Annotated in this window: 16 protein-coding genes; 6 read left to right on the forward strand and 10 right to left on the reverse strand. The window is 74.1% G+C overall.

Features of this window, described 5'->3' with window-relative positions:
- Positions 1-72: 72 nt before the first annotated feature.
- Positions 73-2,208: an MMPL family transporter gene (locus ACN27B_RS00075; RefSeq protein ID WP_422742917.1), complete on the forward strand. Its 2,136-nt coding sequence runs from the start codon at positions 73-75 to the stop codon at positions 2,206-2,208.
- A 51-nt stretch (positions 2,209-2,259) separates the two neighbouring features.
- Here ACN27B_RS00075 and ACN27B_RS00080 read toward each other — a convergent pair whose 3' ends face one another.
- Both ACN27B_RS00080 and ACN27B_RS00085 read right to left on the reverse strand, forming a co-directional pair.
- Complete coding sequence (locus ACN27B_RS00080) at positions 2,260-3,126, reverse strand: lytic transglycosylase domain-containing protein (RefSeq protein WP_091573384.1); 867 nt, start codon at positions 3,124-3,126, stop codon at positions 2,260-2,262.
- Between the two features lie 32 nt (positions 3,127-3,158).
- Positions 3,159-4,625 (reverse strand): DedA family protein, encoded by a 1,467-nt coding sequence (locus tag ACN27B_RS00085; protein ID WP_422742920.1) that lies wholly within the window; start codon positions 4,623-4,625, stop codon positions 3,159-3,161.
- Positions 4,626-4,756: 131 nt separating this feature from the next.
- On the opposite strand from ACN27B_RS00085, the gene typA reads away from it, so the two are divergent.
- A complete protein-coding gene (typA, locus tag ACN27B_RS00090; RefSeq protein ID WP_091573382.1) occupies positions 4,757-6,622 on the forward strand; it encodes a translational GTPase TypA in 1,866 nt (621 codons plus the stop codon).
- Between the two features lie 608 nt (positions 6,623-7,230).
- Here the strand turns inward: typA and ACN27B_RS00095 are convergent.
- Positions 7,231-7,896: a class I SAM-dependent methyltransferase gene (locus ACN27B_RS00095; RefSeq protein ID WP_099164371.1), complete on the reverse strand. Its 666-nt coding sequence runs from the start codon at positions 7,894-7,896 to the stop codon at positions 7,231-7,233.
- A 71-nt stretch (positions 7,897-7,967) separates the two neighbouring features.
- Here ACN27B_RS00095 and ACN27B_RS00100 point away from each other — a divergent pair, with 71 nt between their 5' ends.
- A complete protein-coding gene (locus tag ACN27B_RS00100; RefSeq protein WP_099164370.1) occupies positions 7,968-8,834 on the forward strand; it encodes a serine hydrolase in 867 nt (288 codons plus the stop codon).
- Positions 8,835-8,838: 4 nt separating this feature from the next.
- Here the strand turns inward: ACN27B_RS00100 and ACN27B_RS00105 are convergent, their stop codons facing one another.
- On the reverse strand, positions 8,839-9,636 hold the full coding sequence (locus ACN27B_RS00105) for a tyrosine-protein phosphatase (protein WP_422742923.1): 798 nt from the start codon (positions 9,634-9,636) through the stop codon (positions 8,839-8,841).
- A 44-nt stretch (positions 9,637-9,680) separates the two neighbouring features.
- Here ACN27B_RS00105 and ACN27B_RS00110 point away from each other — a divergent pair, with 44 nt between their 5' ends.
- Positions 9,681-10,778: a mandelate racemase/muconate lactonizing enzyme family protein gene (locus ACN27B_RS00110; protein ID WP_357963775.1), complete on the forward strand. Its 1,098-nt coding sequence runs from the start codon at positions 9,681-9,683 to the stop codon at positions 10,776-10,778.
- A 56-nt stretch (positions 10,779-10,834) separates the two neighbouring features.
- The gene (locus tag ACN27B_RS00115; protein WP_396824113.1) at positions 10,835-11,752 is read left to right on the forward strand and encodes an NlpC/P60 family protein; all 918 of its coding nucleotides are present in this window, start codon (positions 10,835-10,837) and stop codon (positions 11,750-11,752) included.
- Between the two features lie 60 nt (positions 11,753-11,812).
- Here the strand turns inward: ACN27B_RS00115 and ACN27B_RS00120 are convergent, their stop codons facing one another.
- From ACN27B_RS00120 to pnuC, 3 genes are all read right to left on the reverse strand, one after another.
- Positions 11,813-12,811, reverse strand: a complete 999-nt coding sequence (locus tag ACN27B_RS00120; RefSeq protein WP_099164366.1) for a TerC family protein — start codon at positions 12,809-12,811, stop codon at positions 11,813-11,815.
- Positions 12,812-13,375: 564 nt separating this feature from the next.
- Positions 13,376-14,461, reverse strand: coding sequence for an AAA family ATPase (locus ACN27B_RS00125; protein WP_099164365.1), 1,086 nt, complete (start codon positions 14,459-14,461; stop codon positions 13,376-13,378).
- Positions 14,458-15,111, reverse strand: coding sequence for a nicotinamide riboside transporter PnuC (pnuC, locus tag ACN27B_RS00130; protein ID WP_099164364.1), 654 nt, complete (start codon positions 15,109-15,111; stop codon positions 14,458-14,460). Before pnuC ends, ACN27B_RS00125 begins: the two co-directional genes overlap by 4 nt.
- Before the next feature lie 98 nt (positions 15,112-15,209).
- Here pnuC and ACN27B_RS00135 point away from each other — a divergent pair, with 98 nt between their 5' ends.
- Positions 15,210-15,503, forward strand: a complete 294-nt coding sequence (locus tag ACN27B_RS00135) for an antibiotic biosynthesis monooxygenase family protein (protein WP_091573374.1) — start codon at positions 15,210-15,212, stop codon at positions 15,501-15,503.
- 90 nt (positions 15,504-15,593) lie between these two features.
- Here the strand turns inward: ACN27B_RS00135 and ACN27B_RS00140 are convergent, their stop codons facing one another.
- The 3 genes from ACN27B_RS00140 to ACN27B_RS00150 all read right to left on the reverse strand — a co-directional run bounded on the left by ACN27B_RS00140 (position 15,594) and on the right by ACN27B_RS00150 (position 17,805).
- Entirely contained in the window at positions 15,594-16,493 is a 900-nt protein-coding gene (locus ACN27B_RS00140; protein WP_099164363.1) for a DUF5753 domain-containing protein, read from the reverse strand.
- Positions 16,494-16,577: 84 nt separating this feature from the next.
- A complete protein-coding gene (locus ACN27B_RS00145) occupies positions 16,578-16,946 on the reverse strand; it encodes a VOC family protein (RefSeq protein ID WP_099164362.1) in 369 nt (122 codons plus the stop codon).
- Between the two features lie 25 nt (positions 16,947-16,971).
- Positions 16,972-17,805, reverse strand: coding sequence for a helix-turn-helix domain-containing protein (locus tag ACN27B_RS00150; RefSeq protein ID WP_099164361.1), 834 nt, complete (start codon positions 17,803-17,805; stop codon positions 16,972-16,974).
- Between the last annotated feature and the right edge of the window lie 20 nt (positions 17,806-17,825).

A 17,825-nucleotide genomic window follows, 5' to 3' on the forward strand; every position in this document is an offset into this window, starting at 1 on the left:
CCGGATAATCTCGCTCATCAAGATACTCTCTCGGCAAGAATCACCCCCGCAAAGAAACCTGTGAGGGCACCGATGTCACTGTTCACCCGCGTCGCCCGGGGCCGGTTGGCCGCCTGGCTCACCGTGGTCGCCGCACTCGTCGTCGGCGCGGTCGTCTTCGGCCTACCCAAGCCGGACAATCCCCAACCCGTCTCCTCCACCGGCCTGTCCGTCGAGTGGCAGTCGACGCAGGTCGAGCGGCTCCAGGAGCAGCTGCCCTCCCGCGACACCCAGCCCGCCCTGGTGGTGGTCAGCCGCGACGACCGCGCCCCGCTCAGTGCCGCCGACCGCAGCGCGCTCGACGGCGCGGCGGCGGAGCTCGGCGCGCTCGCGGCCGGCGGCCGGGTCGCCCCCGCCCAGGTCTCCCCCGACGGCACCGTCGCGCTGGTCGTCGTGCCGCTGTCCACCGCCGGCGATCAGCAGGCCGTGGTCGACGAGGTGGTCAAGGTGCGCGACGCGGTCGGAGACCTGCCCGCCGACCTGACCGTCGAGGTCACCGGCGGGCCGGCGTTCACCGCCGACCTGAGCAAGGTGTTCCAGGGCGCCGACACCACCCTGCTGCTGGTCACCGCCGCCGTCGTGGCGCTGCTGCTGCTGGTCACCTACCGCAGCCCGTTCCTGTGGCTCGTACCCCTGCTGGTCGTGGCCGCCGCCGAGCAGCTCACCCTGCGCACGGTGGAGACCGTCGTGCCCGCGCTCGGCATCTACCTGCCCAGCGGCCAGGTCACCGGCATCGCCAGCGTGCTGGTCTTCGGCGCCGCCACCGACTACGCCCTGCTGCTCATCGCGCGCTACCGCGAGGAGCTGCGCCGGGACGAGAACCGCTTCACCGCCATGCGCTCCGCCCTGCGCCGCACCGCCGAGCCGATCCTGGCCAGCGGCGGCACCGTCGTGCTCGGAGTGCTGACGTTGCTGCTGTCGGAGCAGGAGACGAACCGGGCGCTCGCGGTGGCCTGCGCCATCGGCGTCGTGTTCGCCATGCTCTCCGCCCTGTTCGTGCTGCCCGCGGCGCTGGTGCTCTTCGGCCGTGGCCTGTTCTGGCCGTTCGTCCCCCGGGTCGGCGGCGCCGCCCGCGAGGGCCGGCTCTGGGGACGCCTCGGTGCGCTGGTCGTCCGCCGGCCGCTGCCGGTCGCGGTGCTGGCCACCCTGCTCCTGGCCGGCCTCGCGCTCGGCGGCCTCGGTATCCGCACCGGCCTGTCCGAGACCGAGCAGTTCCGCGAGAAGCCCGAGGCGGTCGCCGGCGCGGAGACCCTTGCCCGGGCCTTCCCCGCCGGCAGCACCCAGCCGGTGGCCGTGCTCACCAACCCGCAGGCCGCCGCGGCGGTCGTCGCCGCCGCCGACGCGGTGGACGGCGTCGCGTCGGTCCGCCCGGGCCTGGCCGGGGACCGGGTCGCCCAGGTCGACGTGGTGCTCACCGCCGAGCCGGGCACCGCCGCCTCCGACCGCGCGGTCGTGGCGCTGCGCGACGCGGTCGCCGCCGTGCCGAACTCGGCGCCGCCGACCGTGGCCGGCGCGGAAGCCCCCGACGGCGCGCTGGTCGGCGGCACGGTCGCGGCCACGTACGACTCGAACGAGGCCAACACCCGCGATCTCCGGCTGATCCTGCCGATCATCCTGCTGCTGGTCGGCGCCGTGCTGGTGCTGCTGCTGCGCGGCCTGCTGGCCCCGCTGCTGCTGGTGCTGACCGTGATCGCGTCGTTCTTCGCCAGCCTCGGCGCGGCCTGGCTGCTCTTCGACCACGTGCTGGACTTCCCGGCGCTGGACTCCGGCGTGCTGCTGCTGGCGTTCGTGTTCCTGGTCGCCCTCGGCGTGGACTACAACATCTTCCTGGTCACCCGGGCCCGGGAGGACGCCCGCCGGGTCGGCACCCGGGACGGGATGCTCTCCGCGCTGCGCGTCACCGGCGGCGTCATCACCAGCGCCGGTGTGCTGCTCGCCGCGGTCTTCGCGGTGCTGGGCGTGCTCCCGCTGATCACGCTCACCCAGATCGGGATCATCGTCTGCATCGGCGTGCTGCTGGACACGCTGCTGGTCCGCACCGTGCTGGTGCCGGCGCTGGCGTTCCTGCTCGGCGACCGGTTCTGGTGGCCCGGTCGGATCAGCCGGGAAGCGGACGCGCCGGCCGAGGCGCCCGGCGCGCCGGCCGAACCGGTCACCGCGCGGGACTGACCCGACGTCCGGGGGTCGGCGTCACGCCGGCCCCCGGACACCCGACGGGCCTCAGAACGCCAGGCACTCGCAGCTGGTCATCAGCTCGCGCACGTTGTAGACGTACTGCGGGTTGGGGATGGCCAGTGGCTGCCCCTCCCGGGCGACCGCGCCGTGGCCGTAGTTGTACGCCGCGATCACGGCGTTGAGCAGGCACGAGTTCAACTCGGCGGTGCACAGCGAGGCGTCCAGCCGGTAGTCGGACTCGAAGTACATGTCGCCGATGTACTTGGTCAGCCAGGCCAGGTAGGTGCCGCCGAGGTAGGCGTTGTCCCGGTAGTCGTCGATGTCGTAGGACTGGCCGAAACGCTGGTTCATCCACTCCGCCGTGGCCGGCATGACCTGCATCAGCCCGACGCCGCCGTCACAGGCGACGATGGTGGACTGCCAGCCGCTCTCCTGCCAGGCGGTGGCCTTCATCAGGACCGACGGGATGCGGATGTCCGGCGCCGACGTGGGCCAGTAGGTGCGGGCCGCGGCGTCGGCCAGCGCCGCCTTCACCTGGCTCTGCGTCGCCTTGGTGCCCCGGTGGCTGGGCTTGCAGCCGGCGGGCGCCGGCTTCGGCGGGGCCGGCGGCACCTGGGTCTCGGTCGGCGGCTTCGGCTTCGCCAGCGGCTTGGTGGACGTGCGGGACGGCTTCGGCCGGGGCTTCGCCGACGCCGACGGGCTGGGCCGCCCGCCCATCGCCTCGACCGCCGGCGGCTCCTCGCTCGGCGCGTCGGCGGGCGCCTCCTCCGGCGCCTCGACCGGGGCCACCGTGGGCAGCTCCGCGGCCACCTCCCGGACCGGCTGCTCCTCGCCGCCGCAGCCGGTCACCAGACCGGCCGCCACCAGCGCCGCCACCGCAGCCGCAGCCCACCGGCTGACTCCTCGCCGCATCGAACCTCCCCGTGGTCCCCGTCCGGCGCACCCTAGCAGGGATCGACGGGCCTGCGGGGTACCCGCGACGCCGGCCGCCGCTCCCGGGGCCGCGGCGGGCCCTCCCCCACGACCGGCCGGCCCGGGGCGGCGGCCCCGGGCGCCGGCCCGCCGTCGCCGTCCGCCGCGCGGTCCCGGGTCGCCCAGGCGACCACGAACACGGTGGTCCACGCGGCGCCCAGCAGCACCGCGGACGCCGTGCCGCTGGCCGTGCTCCAGCCCAGGTAGAGCCGGGCGCCGGTGACCGCGACCACGCCCGCCGACGCGGCGGTCCACACCGCCACCCCGACCGGCCAGCGGGCCCCCCGCGACAGCAGCCAGGCCAGCGTGCCGAAGCTCGCGGTGACCACCGCGTTCTGGGTGGGGAACAGGTCCCGGACGTCGTCCGGCCCGCCCGGACCGGTCAGGTCCGCCACCACCACCAGCAGCACCAACGGCACGGCCGCGCCGACCGTCCCCACCACCCCCAGCGGGTCCGCGCGCCAGGACCGCCGCCGGCCGGTCACCACCACCGCCACCAGGGCGACCGCCGTGATGAGGACCCAGCCGCGCAGCACCGACACCGCGCCCAGCGCGGCGTCGACCACCCCCTGGGTACGCCGGGCGGCGAACCAGTCCGCGACCAGCCCGTCGAGCACGCCCAGCCCGCTGTGCCGGACCACCGCCTCCAGCAGGGCGGCCACGGCCAACCCGGCGCCGAACAGCAGCGCCAGCCCCAGCACCAGGTTGATCAGCAGCGTCCAGACCGGGCCGACGCGCATGCCGACCAGGAAGAACAGCACCCCGTAGCGGTCCCGCAGCCAGCGCAGCGGCGGCAACGCGCCGGCCCGGGCCGCCAACGCCCGGACCGGGTCCGGGTTACGTCCCAGCCACCGGCCGGCCAGCACCACGCCGAGCAGGCACACCAGCAGCACCAGCACCGCCCCGGTGGCCCGGCCCAGCAGCTGCGACACCCGCTCGTACGACTCGCCGGCCAGGTAGCCGGCCAGCACCGAGGCGCCGACCCAGCTCACCACCCCGGCCAGGTTCCACGGCGCGAACCGCCGGTACGGCAGCCCGGCCGCACCGGCCAGCCGGGGCGCCAACGTGCGGGCGAACGCCACCCAGCGGGCGGCGAACACGCCTCGCCCGCCCAGGCGCTCCAGCAACTCGTCGGCGCGTCGCCAGCGGTGCGCTCCGATCCGGGCGCCGAGCCCGGAGGCGCGCAGTCGCGGCCCGTACCGCCGCCCGGCCCGCCACGCGAGTGTGTCTCCCATCACGGCGGCGGCCACCATGGCCAGCAGCGTGGGGACGAGCCGTAGCGTCCCCGCGTACGCTAGGAAGCCGACCAGCAGCAGGGTCGCCTCGCCCGGCACCAGCAGCCCGAAGATCACCGCGGTCTCACCCGCGACGATCGTCGCGGCGGCCAGGTAGATCAGCAGGGGCGGCAGCTCCTGCAGCCAGTTCAGCAGGTCAGGCATCCGGCACCCCGCACGGGAGCCAGCATGCCAGTCGCTGGAACGGTCGGCACAGCACTTTCGCCACAGATCCGGGCGATCTCGGGGTGACCCCGAGGCGTGCCCCGGCAACCGCAGACAGGAGTATGGAGGGTATGCAGCTACGCACCGACCTCCGCAACGTCGCCATCATCGCCCACGTCGACCACGGCAAGACGACCCTGGTCGACGCCATGTTGCGGCAGGCCGGCGCCTACGGCGCCCGTGGTGAGGACACCGAGCGGGTCATGGACTCGATGGACCTCGAGCGGGAGAAGGGCATCACCATCCTCGCCAAGAACACCGGCGTGCGGTACCTGCCGGCGGACGGCGACCCGGTCACCATCAACATCATCGACACCCCCGGTCACGCCGACTTCGGTGGTGAGGTCGAGCGCGGCCTGACCATGGTCGACGGCGTGGTGCTGCTGGTGGACGCCAGCGAGGGCCCGCTGCCGCAGACCCGGTTCGTGCTCCGCAAGGCGCTGCGCGCCCGGCTGCCGATCATCCTGGTGATCAACAAGGTGGACCGCCCCGACGCCCGGATCAAGGAGGTCGTGGACGACACCTACGAGCTCTTCCTCGACCTGGACGCCGACGAGGAGCAGATCGACTTCCCGATCGTCTACGCCTGCGCCCGCGACGGCATCGCCTCGCTCACCCAGCCGGCCGACGGCGCCGTGCCGGACGACAGCAGCAACCTGGAGCCGCTGTTCCGCACCCTGCTGGACACCATTCCTGCGCCGGCGTACGAGGAGGACGCGCCGCTCCAGGCGCACGTCACCAACCTCGACGCCTCGCCGTTCCTGGGCCGGCTCGCGCTGTGCCGGGTCCGCCAGGGCACGATCAGCAAGGGCCAGACCGTGGCCTGGTGCCGCACCGACGGCAGCACCCAGCGGGTCCGCATCTCCGAGCTGTTGATGACCGAGGGCCTGGAGCGCAAGCCGGCCGAGTCGGCCGGGCCGGGCGACATCATCGCCGTCGCCGGCATCCCCGAGATCATGATCGGGGAGACGCTGGCCGACGCCGAGAACCCGATCCCGCTGCCGCTGATCACCGTCGACGAGCCGGCCATCTCGATGACCATCGGCACCAACACCTCGCCGCTGGTCGGCCGGGTCAAGGGCTCCAAGGTCACCGCCCGGATGGTCAAGGACCGGCTCGACAAGGAGCTGATCGGCAACGTCTCGCTGCGGGTGCTGCCCACCGAGCGGCCGGACGCCTGGGAGGTGCAGGGCCGTGGTGAGCTGGCGCTGGCCATCCTGGTCGAGCAGATGCGCCGCGAGTCCTACGAGCTGACCGTCGGCAAGCCGCAGGTCGTCACCAAGGAGATCGACGGCAAGACCTGCGAGCCGGTCGAGCGGCTCACCATCGACGCGCCGGAGGAATACCTGGGCGCGATCACCCAGCTCCTCGCCACCCGCAAGGGCCGGATGGAGCAGCTGGTCAACCACGGCACCGGCTGGATCCGGATGGAGTGGCTGGTGCCGGCGCGCGGCCTGATCGGCTTCCGCACCGAGTTCCTCACCGACACCCGGGGCACCGGCATCCTGCACCACGTCTTCGAGTCCTACGAGCCGTGGTTCGGCGAGCTGCGCACCCGCAACAACGGCTCGCTGGTGGCCGACCGCGCCGGCGCGGTCACCTCGTTCGCCATGATCAACCTGCAGGAGCGCGGCCAGCTCTTCGTCGAGCCGACCACCGAGGTGTACGAGGGCATGATCGTCGGGGAGAACTCCCGCTCCGACGACATGGACGTCAACATCACCAAGGAGAAGAAGCTCACCAACATGCGGGCCTCGACCTCCGACGAGACCGAGAAGCTGATCCCGCCGCGCAAGCTGTCGTTGGAGCAGGCCCTGGAGTTCTGCCGCGAGGACGAGTGCGTCGAGGTCACCCCGACCTCGGTGCGCATCCGCAAGGTGATCCTGGACCAGACGCAGCGGGGCCGGATGGCCGCCCGCCGCAAGCACGCCGGCTGACCCACCAGCCCGACGCCCCACCCGGAGCCCGGCCCGCCACCCCGGCGGACCGGGCTCCCCCTTTCCCCGTCACCCGTCACCCGTCACCCGTCACCCGTCACCCGTCACCCGTCACCCGTCACCCGTCACCCGTCACCCCGTCGATCATGAAGTTGGCGGCGATTTCGGAGATCAACTCTGCCGCCAACCTCATGATCGACGGGGTGGGGGCGAGATCTTGGTACGAAATGGCCCCCATAGGGGCGCTTTCCTTCCAAGATCTCCGCGTGTCTCGATATGTGGTATCGGAGTCGCCTTGTGGGAGGGAACGAACCGGTGAGGCGGGGGGCGGGGCTGAACGGAAGGGGGCCGCGATGGGGTGCGAGAGGCGGAGACGCGTTCCGCGGCGAAACGCCGGGGGCGGCCGGTTCCTGGCCCCGGTCACCGCGCCGTTGCGACTGCTGGACGGGTGAATGGCACGACGGGCGGGAGCTGGCAGGACGGAGCCGAACCCCGTGGCCGGGGGAGGAAAGGACGGGGCAGGAAAGGCCGTGGCGGAGCGGGAGGCAATCGCGGAGACAGCGGGGAGCCGGGCAGCGGGACGGGTGGGCACCGCTGACGGGTGGCCGTCAGCGGGGTCTGGTGGCGCGCAGGGCCAGGATGTCGGGGACCGGGCCGGAGCCGGACTCGACCACCTCGTCGAGCACCAGGCCGGCGGCGGCGACGGCGGTGAGCAGGTCGGCCAGGGGCAGGTGCCAGGCGCCCACCCGGGCCCGCACCCCGCTCGCGTTCCAGGACCGGGTCGTGCGCTCCCGGGTGGCGTAGCCGCCGTCGATCACGATCCGCCCCGGCTCGGACCGATCCGCGAAGGCGCCCACGAAGCAGGGATGCACCCCTATGTGCACCAGCCGGCCGCCCGGGGCCAGCACCCGGGCCGCCTCCGCGATCGCGGCCGGATAGTCCGGCATGTCGGTGTGCGCCAGCACGCAGACCACGGCCGGCAGGGCGCCGTCGGCCAGCGGCAGGGCGGTGGCGTCGGCACCGGCCACCGGCAGCCGGGAGCGGGCGTGCCGCAGTTGTCCGGTCGACAGGTCCACCCCCACCGGCGACCAGCCGAGCCGGTGCAACTCGGCCGCGTGCGCACCGGTGCCGCAGCACAGGTCCAGGCACCGCCCGGGGCCGGCGCCCAACAGCTCCGCCAGCACCGATCGGACCCGGTCCATGTAGGCCGCGGAACCGACGGTGGCGTACTCCTCGTACCAGTCCGCGATGTCGTCGTACAGGGCGGTCGTCATGTCCGCACGCTAGCCCCGGACCCGGCCGTGCCGCTGCCCCGCGCGCGCCGAAGATCCGCTACGGTCACTCCATGATCTGGGAGGACCTCGACGCGCACCTGGACAAGGTGCCCGGCACCGTCTCCGCGTACGTGGGCCGCCCCGGCGCGCGGCCCACCTGGACCCGGCGGGCCGACGCCACCCACTACGCCGCGAGCACCATGAAGGTCGCCGTCCTGGTGGCGCTGCACCGCGCCGCCGAAGCCGGCCGGCTCGACCTGGACGCGCCGCTGCCGGTGCGCAACTCCTTCGACTCCGCGCTGCCCGGCGCGCCCCGCTTCACCAACGCCCGCGACTACGACAACGACGAGGCGGTCTGGGACCGCGTCGGCGGCGCCGCCCCGCTGCGCTGGCTGGCCGAACGCATGATCGTTCGTTCCAGCAACCTGGCCACCAACATCTGCATCGGCCAGGTCGGCCTGCCCGCCGTCGCGCAGGCGTGGGCGCTGGCCGGCGCGCGGCACAGCGTCACCGGCCGCGGCATCGAGGACTTCGCGGCCCGCGACGCCGGCATCGACAACCTGGTCACCGCCGCCGACCTGGCCGCCCTCCTCGGCGAGCTGGCGCTGGGCGCGAACCGGCCCGGCCCGCTGGCCTCGCCGGCCGGCTGCGCCGCCATGCTCGACGTGCTCGTCGCCCAGGAACACCGCGAGGACCTGGCCGCCGGCCTGCCCGACGGCACCCGCATCGCACACAAGAACGGTTGGGTACGCGGTGTCCGCCACGGCGCCGGCGTGGTCTTCCCGGACGACGCGCCGCCGTACACCGTCGTGGTGTGCACGACCACCGACCTGGCCGACGGCGGCGCGGACGGCGAGCAGGTCGAGGACGACGCCTGCCGGCTCATCGCGCACGTCTCCGCACGGGTGTGGGACGCCCGGCACGAGCTGGCCGGCTGAGGCCCTACTCCAGCAGCCCCGCCCGCAACCCCGCCCGGACCTCGTCGGTCACGCCCAGCCCGTCACGCAGGTACGCCTCGAACGTGCCGTGCACCCGGCGCACCTCGTCGTAGGCGGCGTCGAGATACTCGGGGCGCACCTCCAGCAGCGGCCGGGCCACCGCCGTGTCCAGGTCCGGTCGACGGCGCGTCATGGCCGTCAGCAGCACCTCGCGCAGGCTCTCGGTCAGCTCGTTGTGCCGCAGGTAGTCGGCCCGGATGGCCGGCTCCGGCACCCCCAGCGCGGTCAGCAGCACCACCGACAGCCAGCCCGTCCGGTCCTTTCCGGCCGAGCAGTGGAACAGCAGCGGCAGGTTCGCACCGTCCGCGGCCAGCCGCACCGCGGCGCCGAACCCGGCCCGGGCCGACTCCCCGGTGACGAACCAGCGGTAGATCGCCGTCATCGCCCCCGGCATGCCCTCGGTGGCCAGCGCCGCGTACGCGTTCAGGTCGTGGCCCTGGAGCACGGCCGAGACGTACGTGAACACCGGGTGCGCCGCGTCGTAGACCGGCAGGTGCACCCGCCGGGGCTCGCCCACCAGCCGGTCCGGCGGGGCCACCGCCTGCTCGTCGGCGTCGCGCAGGTCCACCACGCAGGCCACACCGAGCTTGCCCAGCACCGGCAGGTCGTCGTCGGTGAGCCGGCCCAGCGCCGCGGTGCGCAGGAGCCGCCCGGCGCGGACCCGCCGCCCGTCCGTCGTCGGCAACCCGCCCAGGTCGCGGGCGTTCGGCGCGCCCACCAGCTCCCAGTCCCGCCCGGTCATCGGCCCTCCCCTGCTCGCTGCCAGTTGCCTATAGGGTGCCCCACATGACGATCGCCGCGGTACGCACCCACCGGCTCTCGGCCCCCTTACACACCCCGTTCGTCACCGCGCTGCGCCGCACCACCACCGTGGAAACCCTGGTCGTCGAGGTGATCGACGGCGACGGTCGCTCGGGTTTCGGCGAGGCCCCGCAGGTGTGGCAGGTCACCGGCGCGTCGGTCGCCGGGGCCGAGGCGTGCGTCCGCGAACTGCTCGCGCCGCTGCTGACCGGTCGCGACGCGGACGACCTCCAGGCCCGGTGCGCGCAGGTGCGCGGGGCCGTGGTGGGCAACGAGTCGGCGAAGGCGGCCGTCGACGTGGCGTTGCACGACCTGGCCGCGCGGCGACTCGGCGTACCCCTGGTGCGGTTGCTCGGCGGCACCGCGCTGCGCGTCCCGACGGACGTCACGCTGGCCGCCGGCGACGCGGTCGACCTGGCCACGGCGGCCGGCCGGCGGCGGGCCGAGGGGTTCACCGTGCTCAAGCTGAAGGTCGGCACCGACGCCCGCGGCGACCTGGACCGGGTCCGTTCGGTGCGCGCCGCCGTCGGCCCGGACGTCCGGATCCGGCTGGACGCCAACCAGGGCTGGACGCCCCGCGAGGCGGTCCGGGTGATCCGCGGCATCGAGGACGCCGGGCTCGACGTCGAACTGGTCGAGCAGCCGGTGCACCGCCGCGACCTGGACGGGCTGGCCTGGGTCAGTGACCGGGTGGACCTGCCGATCCTCGCCGACGAGTCGGTCTTCGACGTCCGCGACCTGGTCGAGGTGATCCGCCGCCGGGCGGCCGACATGGTCAACGTCAAGCTGGCCAAGTGCGGCGGGCTCCAGCCGGCCCGCACGCTGCTCGACCTGGCCGCCGCGCACGGCATGGGCACGATCGTCGGCTCGATGATGGAGGGTCCGGTCGGCGTGGGCGCGGCCGCCAGCCTGGTCGCCGCGTACGGCACCACGGCCGTGTCGGACCTCGACGCCGCCTGGTGGCTCGCCTGGTCGCCGGTCGGCGGCGGGCTCCGGTACGAGGGCTCGACCGTGCTGCTGCCGGACGCGCCGGGGCTCGGGATCACCGACGTGAGTGAAGCTAAGGTTCAAAGCCGCGGTTGAGTGTCGTTGGAATTTTTCATAGGGTCGCCCGGAGAAGCGTGGGAGGAGGGGTGCACATGGCGCCTCAGCCGGGCCACCAGGCCGTCGTACGGGTCGCGGTGGCGACCCTGTGGACCGCACCCGAGGCGGTCCGCGCGATCGACCGCCCCGCCCTGGCCGACCCACCCGACGTCGCCGCCTGGATCGCCGCGATGGACACCGAGCAGCAGGTCGGCGACTGCGTCCTGACCCAGCTGCTGCTCGGCGAGCCGGTGCTGGTCACCGAGGTCCGGCCGGACGGCTGGGCCCGGGTGGTCGCGCTCGGGCAGCCGGCCGCCAAGCTCGACGTCCGCGGCTACCCGGGTTGGCTGCGCACCGCCCACCTCGCCGGGCCCGTCGACGCCGCGCCGACCGCCGGCACGCTGGTGGTCGACGTCGTCCGCACCGCGCTGCGCGCCGCCCCGGACGGACCACCGGCGCTTCCCGGCGTGGTCCTCGGCACCCACCTCGCCTCGGCCGGGCGACCGGTGGACGGCTGGCGGCCGGTCCGCGCGCCCGGCGGGGTCGACCCGCTCTGGGCGCCGGAGGGCGACCTGGTGCCGCTGCCCGGCGAACGGCCGGAGGCCAAGGAGGTGCTCGCGGTCGCCGAACGGCTGCGGGACCTCGTCTACGTCTGGGGCGGCCTGTCCACCGACGGCATCGACTGCTCCGGCCTGGTGCACCTGGCCTGGCGGCGGTACGGGACCACCCTCCCCCGGGACGCCGACGACCAGGCCGAGGCCACCACCCCGCTGGCGTTGGACGACGAGCGTCCGGGCGATCTCTACTTCTTCGCCCGCCCCGGCCGGCGCATCCACCACGTCGGCATCGTCTCGGCCGAGCCGCACGACGGCCGACGCCGGATGCTGCACGCCTGCTACCGCACCCGCCGGGTGGTCGAGGAGGAGCTGCCGGAGGCCCGGGTCGCCACCCTCGTCGGCGCCCACCGGGTCTGACCGGGCGGACGGATCAGGGACGCCCCCGACCGGCGGGGACGCCCCTGACGTACGCACCGGTCAGCTACGCGCCTCGGCCAGCTCGCGCCGCCGGTCGCGGGACGACTTGACCAGGCTGGCCACCGTGGCGACGGCCAGCGTGCCGAGGATGACGGTCAGCGACAGCCAGATCGGGATGTGCGGCGCCCAGGCCACGTGCTCACCGCCGTTGATGAACGGCAGGTTGTTGTCGGCCAGCGCCTCCAGGACCAGCTTGACGCCGATGAAGCCGAGCACCACGGCCAGCCCGTAGCTGAGGTAGATGAGCCGGTCGAGCAGCCCGCCGAGCAGGAAGTAGAGCTGCCGCAGCCCCATCAGCGCGAAGACGTTGGCGGTGAAGACGAGGTAGGGCTCCTGGGTGATGCCGAAGATCGCCGGGATCGAGTCGAGCGCGAAGATCAGGTCGGTGGTGCCGATCGCGATCATCACGATCAGCATCGGGGTGAACAGCCGCCGCCCGTTCTCCCGGGTGGTCATCCGCGCCCCGTCGAAGTCCCGGGACAGCGGCAACGCCTTGCGGCTCCACCGGATCAGCAGGTTCTCGCTGAACTCGTCCTCGTCCGGCTCGCCCTGCCGGGCCAGGTTGATCGCCGTGTAGATGAGGAAGGCGCCGAAGATGTAGAACACCCAGGAGAACTGGGAGATCAACGCGGCGCCCGCGGCGATGAAGCCACCGCGCATCACCAGCGCCAGCAGGATGCCGATGAGCAGCACCTTCTGCTGGTACTGCCGGGGCACCCCGAAGCGGGCCATGATGATCACGAAGACGAAGAGGTTGTCCACCGAGAGGCTGTACTCGGTGAGCCAGCCGGTGTAGAACTGGCCGGCGACACTCGCCCCGGAGGTCGCCCAGAGCACCGCGCCGAAGACCAGCGCCAGCGCCACGTAGAAGCCGACCCAGAGGCTCGACTCCCGGACGCTGGGCTCGTGCGGGCGGCGACCGATGATGAACAGGTCGGCGAGCAGGACCGCGATCATCGCGGTCAGGGTTACCGCCCACACCAATGCGGACACGTTCAAATCCATCCTCCGGCAGACACGCAGCGTCGGGCACACCGTACGCCGGGTGTGGGGCCGGGGTGCGTCGACGCTGACTCTGGTGACTGTCGGAGGTCTCTTCCGCCGGGGCCTGGTGGTCCCGACCGACGGAGCCGGGTCGAACCACCGGGGGGTGCCGGCGCTCTTCCGTGCTGACGACTCCGTCGCGGGGGAATACTCCCCTCCTCGGCCGCCATTGTTCACCATCACCCCCAGGTGCCGCATCTCCGGGCGTCCGATCGGGCCTGTCGCGTGCCCTGACTCACGTCACGTCGCGCAGTGCGTCCTAGGAGGCTAGGTGAACGGCCGGAAGCAGGCGTCAGCGTGTCGCCCTGGGGTGACCCGATCAGTCAAGAGCGATATACCTCAGAGGCATAGATATGCCTCTGAGGTATATCGCTCTTTGCGGGCCTCTCGGTCGCGGGCTCCGCGCGGATCCGGGAGCCGGTTCAGGCGGGAGGCAGACGAGCGGCAGCCGGGCCCCGGCCAGCGGGACCCGGGCCAGCCGAAGCCGAGCCGGGCAGGCAGTCCGGGAAGCGGGAGCCGTCAGGGGCGCGCGGGCAGCACCGGATCGGTGAACGACCAGCCGGCGGCGAGCAGCGCGTCGCACGCGGTCACCGCCGTGGCCAGCCGCTCCTCGTGCCCGCCACGCAGCTCGACCACCGGCGCCCCGCACCCGGCCAGCTCGGCCCGGAACCGCCCGGTCATCCACGCCCGCAGGTGCTCCCCGTCGCGCAGGCCGTCGTCGTCGAACGGCACTCCGGCGTCGTCGGTGAGCAGGTACAGCGCCGGGCGACGGGCGGCCGCCCGGACCCGGGCCGAGGACGACCCGAGGTAACGCTCCTCCCAGATCGCGGTGGCCCGGGCGTCGGTGTCGCAGAACAGCAGCGGACCGCTGAGCCGGGCCGCCGCGTCCTCGGCGGCCTGCTGCTCGCGGACCACCTCGACGAAGTCATCCCGGTCCCAGCTCACGTCGACGACCGTCGCCTCCGGGCGGGACCGGCGCAGCGCGGCGAGCTTGCGCTCGGTCAGCTCGCGGCCGTACTCCGGCACCCAGGCGGTCCGGTAGTGGGCGGCCAGCGCCCGCGCCATGGTCGTGGTGCCGGTGGACTCGGCGCCGACCACCACCACCCGGCGGACCAGCCACGCCCGCACCGGCGGGCTCAGCCATCGCCAGTGCGCCGCCGGGTCCGCGCGCACCGCGGTGCCGGACACCGGTACGGCCCGACGCCCCGGGTCCACGGCGACCGCGACCGCGTCGAACCGGCGGGCCAGTTCCTCGCCGTACGCCTCGGAGGAGAAGACGGCGTCCACCGGCTCGCCGCCGAGCGCGTCGGCGAACACCGCGCAGTGCAGGTCCCAGACCGCCGGATCCGCGTAGTCGACGGGGTGGTCGTCGTACCGGCCGACGAAGCGCACCCACGGGGTGTCGGCGTGGTTCTCGCGCAGCCAGGCCAACCTCAGCTCCAGCGGGATCGACTCCCGGCTCGACGGCGCCACCACCACGGTCACCGCGGCGCAGCGGGCGGCGGCCGCCTCGACCAGCGCGTGGTGCCCGGCGTGCGGCGGATAGAACTTGCCGACCACCAGGCCGTGCCGAAACGGCCGTCGGTCGCCGGCAGGCCCGCTCATGCCGCCACCGGCGCGGGGCCGGGTGGCACCGGCGTGGCCGCCGCACGCCGCCGCAGGTCCGCCCGCCAGGCCCGCAACCCCACCACGCAGAGCGCCAGGAAGATCAGGTACAGCCCGCCGGTCAGCCACAGTCCCTTGTACGCGTAGAGCGGTATGTAGATCAGGTCGGCGGCGATCCACAGCCACCAGCTCTCCACCAGCTTGCGGGTCTGACCGTAGGTGGCCAGCAGCGACAGCGCCGTGGTGACCGCGTCGGCGAGCGGGACGGTGGAGTCGGTGGCCCGGTCCAGCAGCGCCCACAGGCCGGCGGTGAGCAGCACCCCGGCCGCGCCCAGCGCCCACCACTCCCGCCGCCGCGTGCGGGCGACCGTCAACCGGCTGCGCCGCTCGCCGCCGACCAGCCAGTGCCACCAGCCGTAGACACCGAGCGCCACGTAGACGAGCTGGAGGCCGGCGTCGGCGTACAGGCCGGCGGTCCAGAACAGCACCATCAGCAGCAGCACGTTCGCGATGCCGACCGGCCAGTTCGCGATGTGCTGGCGGGTCACCAGCCAGACGTTCACCACGCCGGTGACGAAGCCGAGCAGCTCGGCCCAGGTGGTGCCCGCGCCCAGGACGGTGAACGCGGTGCCGGTGAGCCAGTCGAGCATGTGTCCTCCCCCGCTGCCGGCGCCGCCATGGAGGGATGCGGCCCGCCGGAGCGCCCCCGGAGCGTACCGGTGGGCGCCCGGCATGAAAGGCTGCGGTCATGGTTCTTGAGGTCGCGCTGATCGACGTGACGCCCGGAAACGAGGACGACTTCGCCGCCGCCTACGCGAAGGCCCGTCCGGTCCTCGCCGGCGCCGAGGGGTGCCGCTCCGTGCGGATGACCCGCGGCGTGGAGTCCCCCACCCGGTTCGTGCTGCTGGTCGAGTGGGACTCGGTCGAGGCGCACGACGTGAACTTCCGGCAGACCGAGCGGTTCGCGCAGTGGCGAGGGCTGATCGGCCCGTACTTCGCCGGCCCGCCGCTGGTCGAGCACTTCGTCGACGTGCCCGCCTGATCTGTCGTACCCCGCACATAGCCTGCGCGCGACGCGCGGCCACCGGTCCCGACGGGCATCGGGGGCGCCGGGCCCGGTGGGCGCGCGGCGTCACTCCAGCTCGTGCGGGTCCCGGGGCCGGGGCACCGGCGCGGCCCCGAGCCGGCGGGCCAGCAGCTCGGCCGTCGCCTCCCCGGTCAACGCCGCCGCGAGCAGCCGCTCGATCACCTGCTCGTAGCGGGCCACGTCGGTCTCGGCGACCAGGCGCAGGTCCGTGGTGAGCGTCTCCACCAGCACCGTGCGAGGGTCGGCCGGGTCGGGATAGGCGTAGTAGGAGAAGGGCGCCAGCGGGTGCAGGTCGTCGCCGGGCGAGGCGCCGCGCGGCAGCACGCGGACGGTGACGTGCGGCCGCTCGGCCAGCGTCAGCAGGTGCCGCAGCTGGTCCCGCCACACGTCGGCCGGCAGGCCGCCCGGGTCGCAGGCCCGCTCGTCGATCAGCGCGGTGTAGTGCGGCGGGTCCGACCGCACCAGCAGCTCCTGGCGCACCGCCCGGGCGCGGACGTCGGCCTCCACGTCCACGCCGTCGGCGAGCAGCGCGCCGGCGGTCACCCGCAGCCGGGCGTACGCCGGGGTCTGCAACAGCCCGGGCACGAGCGCCGGCTGGTACTCGACGATGCGCTCGGCGCCCGCCTCCAGCTCGGCGTACGCCCGCTGCCGCTCACCCATCTCGCCCAACGCCTTGGACCAGCCGCGGCCGGTGGCGGCGTCGCGGGCGATGACGATCAGCTCGTCGCGCTGGTGCGGTGGCACCGCGTAGACGTCGAGCAGGTCGAGGACGTCGGCCAGGTCGGGCCGGCTCTGACCCAGCTCGATGCGGGACAGCTTCGATGTGGACGCCCAGCCGAGCCGGGCGCACACCTGCTCCAGCGTCATCGACTCACGCCGACGCAGCCGGCGCAGCTCGACGCCGAGCCGCACCCTCCGGACGACAGGACTTGCTGACAACGGCATGCGCGCCTCCCAGGGTGGGAGCGTACGCATGACCATCACACACGGCAATACCTCGCTCGCGCAGAGCTACCGTGCGGGACGCGGTCAGGGACGGTAGGTGCCGAAGGACCAGACCACGCCGGCCACGTCGCGGGCGGCGTAGTCGCGGGAGCCGTAGTCGGTGTCGAACGGCGCCCGGACGATCTCCGCGCCGGCGGCGCGGGCCTGCTCGTGGTGCGCGTCGACGTCGTCGACCGCCACGTAGACGCGGTAGTCGTCGTCGGCCGGCCGGCTCGCCGGCGCGGGCCCCGGCCCGACCATGACCAGGTCGTCGCCGTGACCGAGTTGGGCGTGGCGGATCGTGCCGTCGGGCCCCTCGTGCAGCTCGTGGACGGTGAGGCCGAACGCCGACCGGAGGAAGTCGACGCCGGCGCGGACGTCGGGATAGCGCAGGACCGGATAGATGCTTCGCATGCCGGTCAGTCTGCCGCCCGCCGGGTCACCCGGGATTGGACGAATGCGATCCGGTCCGGACCAGCGCCGCGGGTGTGGCGCCGGCGAACTCCTGGAACTCCCGGATCAGGTGCGACTGGTCGTAGTAGCCCCACCGGGCCGCCCGCTCCGCCCACCCCGTCCCGTGCGGGCCGGCGGCCGGCGCCGCGCACAGGGTGCGGCCCAGGCTGGCGTACGCGCGCTCGAAGCGCAGGAGGCGGGCGACGGTCTTCGGCGGCAACCCGAACTCGCGCCGGAACCGCACCGCCAGATGGCGGCGGGACCAGTCGACCTCGTCGGCCAGAGCGCCGACGCTCACCGCTCCGCCGGTGCGGTCGAGGCGCCGCCAGGCCCTCAGCAGGCGACCGTCGACCGGGTCGGTGGCCGCCAGCCGCGCGGCGAGGGCGGCGTCGAGCCGGGCGAAACGCGCCGGCCAGGCCGCCTCGGCGGCCAGCTCGTCGCGGAGCCGGACCAGCCAGCCGCCGACCCCGTCGACCGGGACCGCCCGGTTGGCCAGCTCACCCAGGGGCACCCCGAGGAACCGCCGGGCGGCCGGCGCGCTCAGCACCACCTGCACGCCCGCGCCGGTCCCGGTGGTGCGGGTGACGCACCAGCCGTCGAACGGGCCGGCCAGGAAGGCGCTGCCGGAGACCCCCCGACCGACGGCGCGCGGGTCGGCGACGTCGAGGGGGTCGGCCCAGCCGAGGATCAGCACCACGAAGGCGCCCGCGACCTCCCGGCGCACCAGCGGGGTGGACGCGACCTCCCGGTAGCCGAGGTAGCGGTCGACCCACGGACGCAGCCGGGGATCGGGCAGCCCGACGACGGCCTCGGTCAGCATCGCACCCCTCCCCGCGCCGG

The sequence above is a fragment of the Micromonospora sp. WMMD754 genome (genome assembly GCF_049315235.1).
Lineage (GTDB): Bacteria > Actinomycetota > Actinomycetes > Mycobacteriales > Micromonosporaceae > Micromonospora > Micromonospora sediminicola.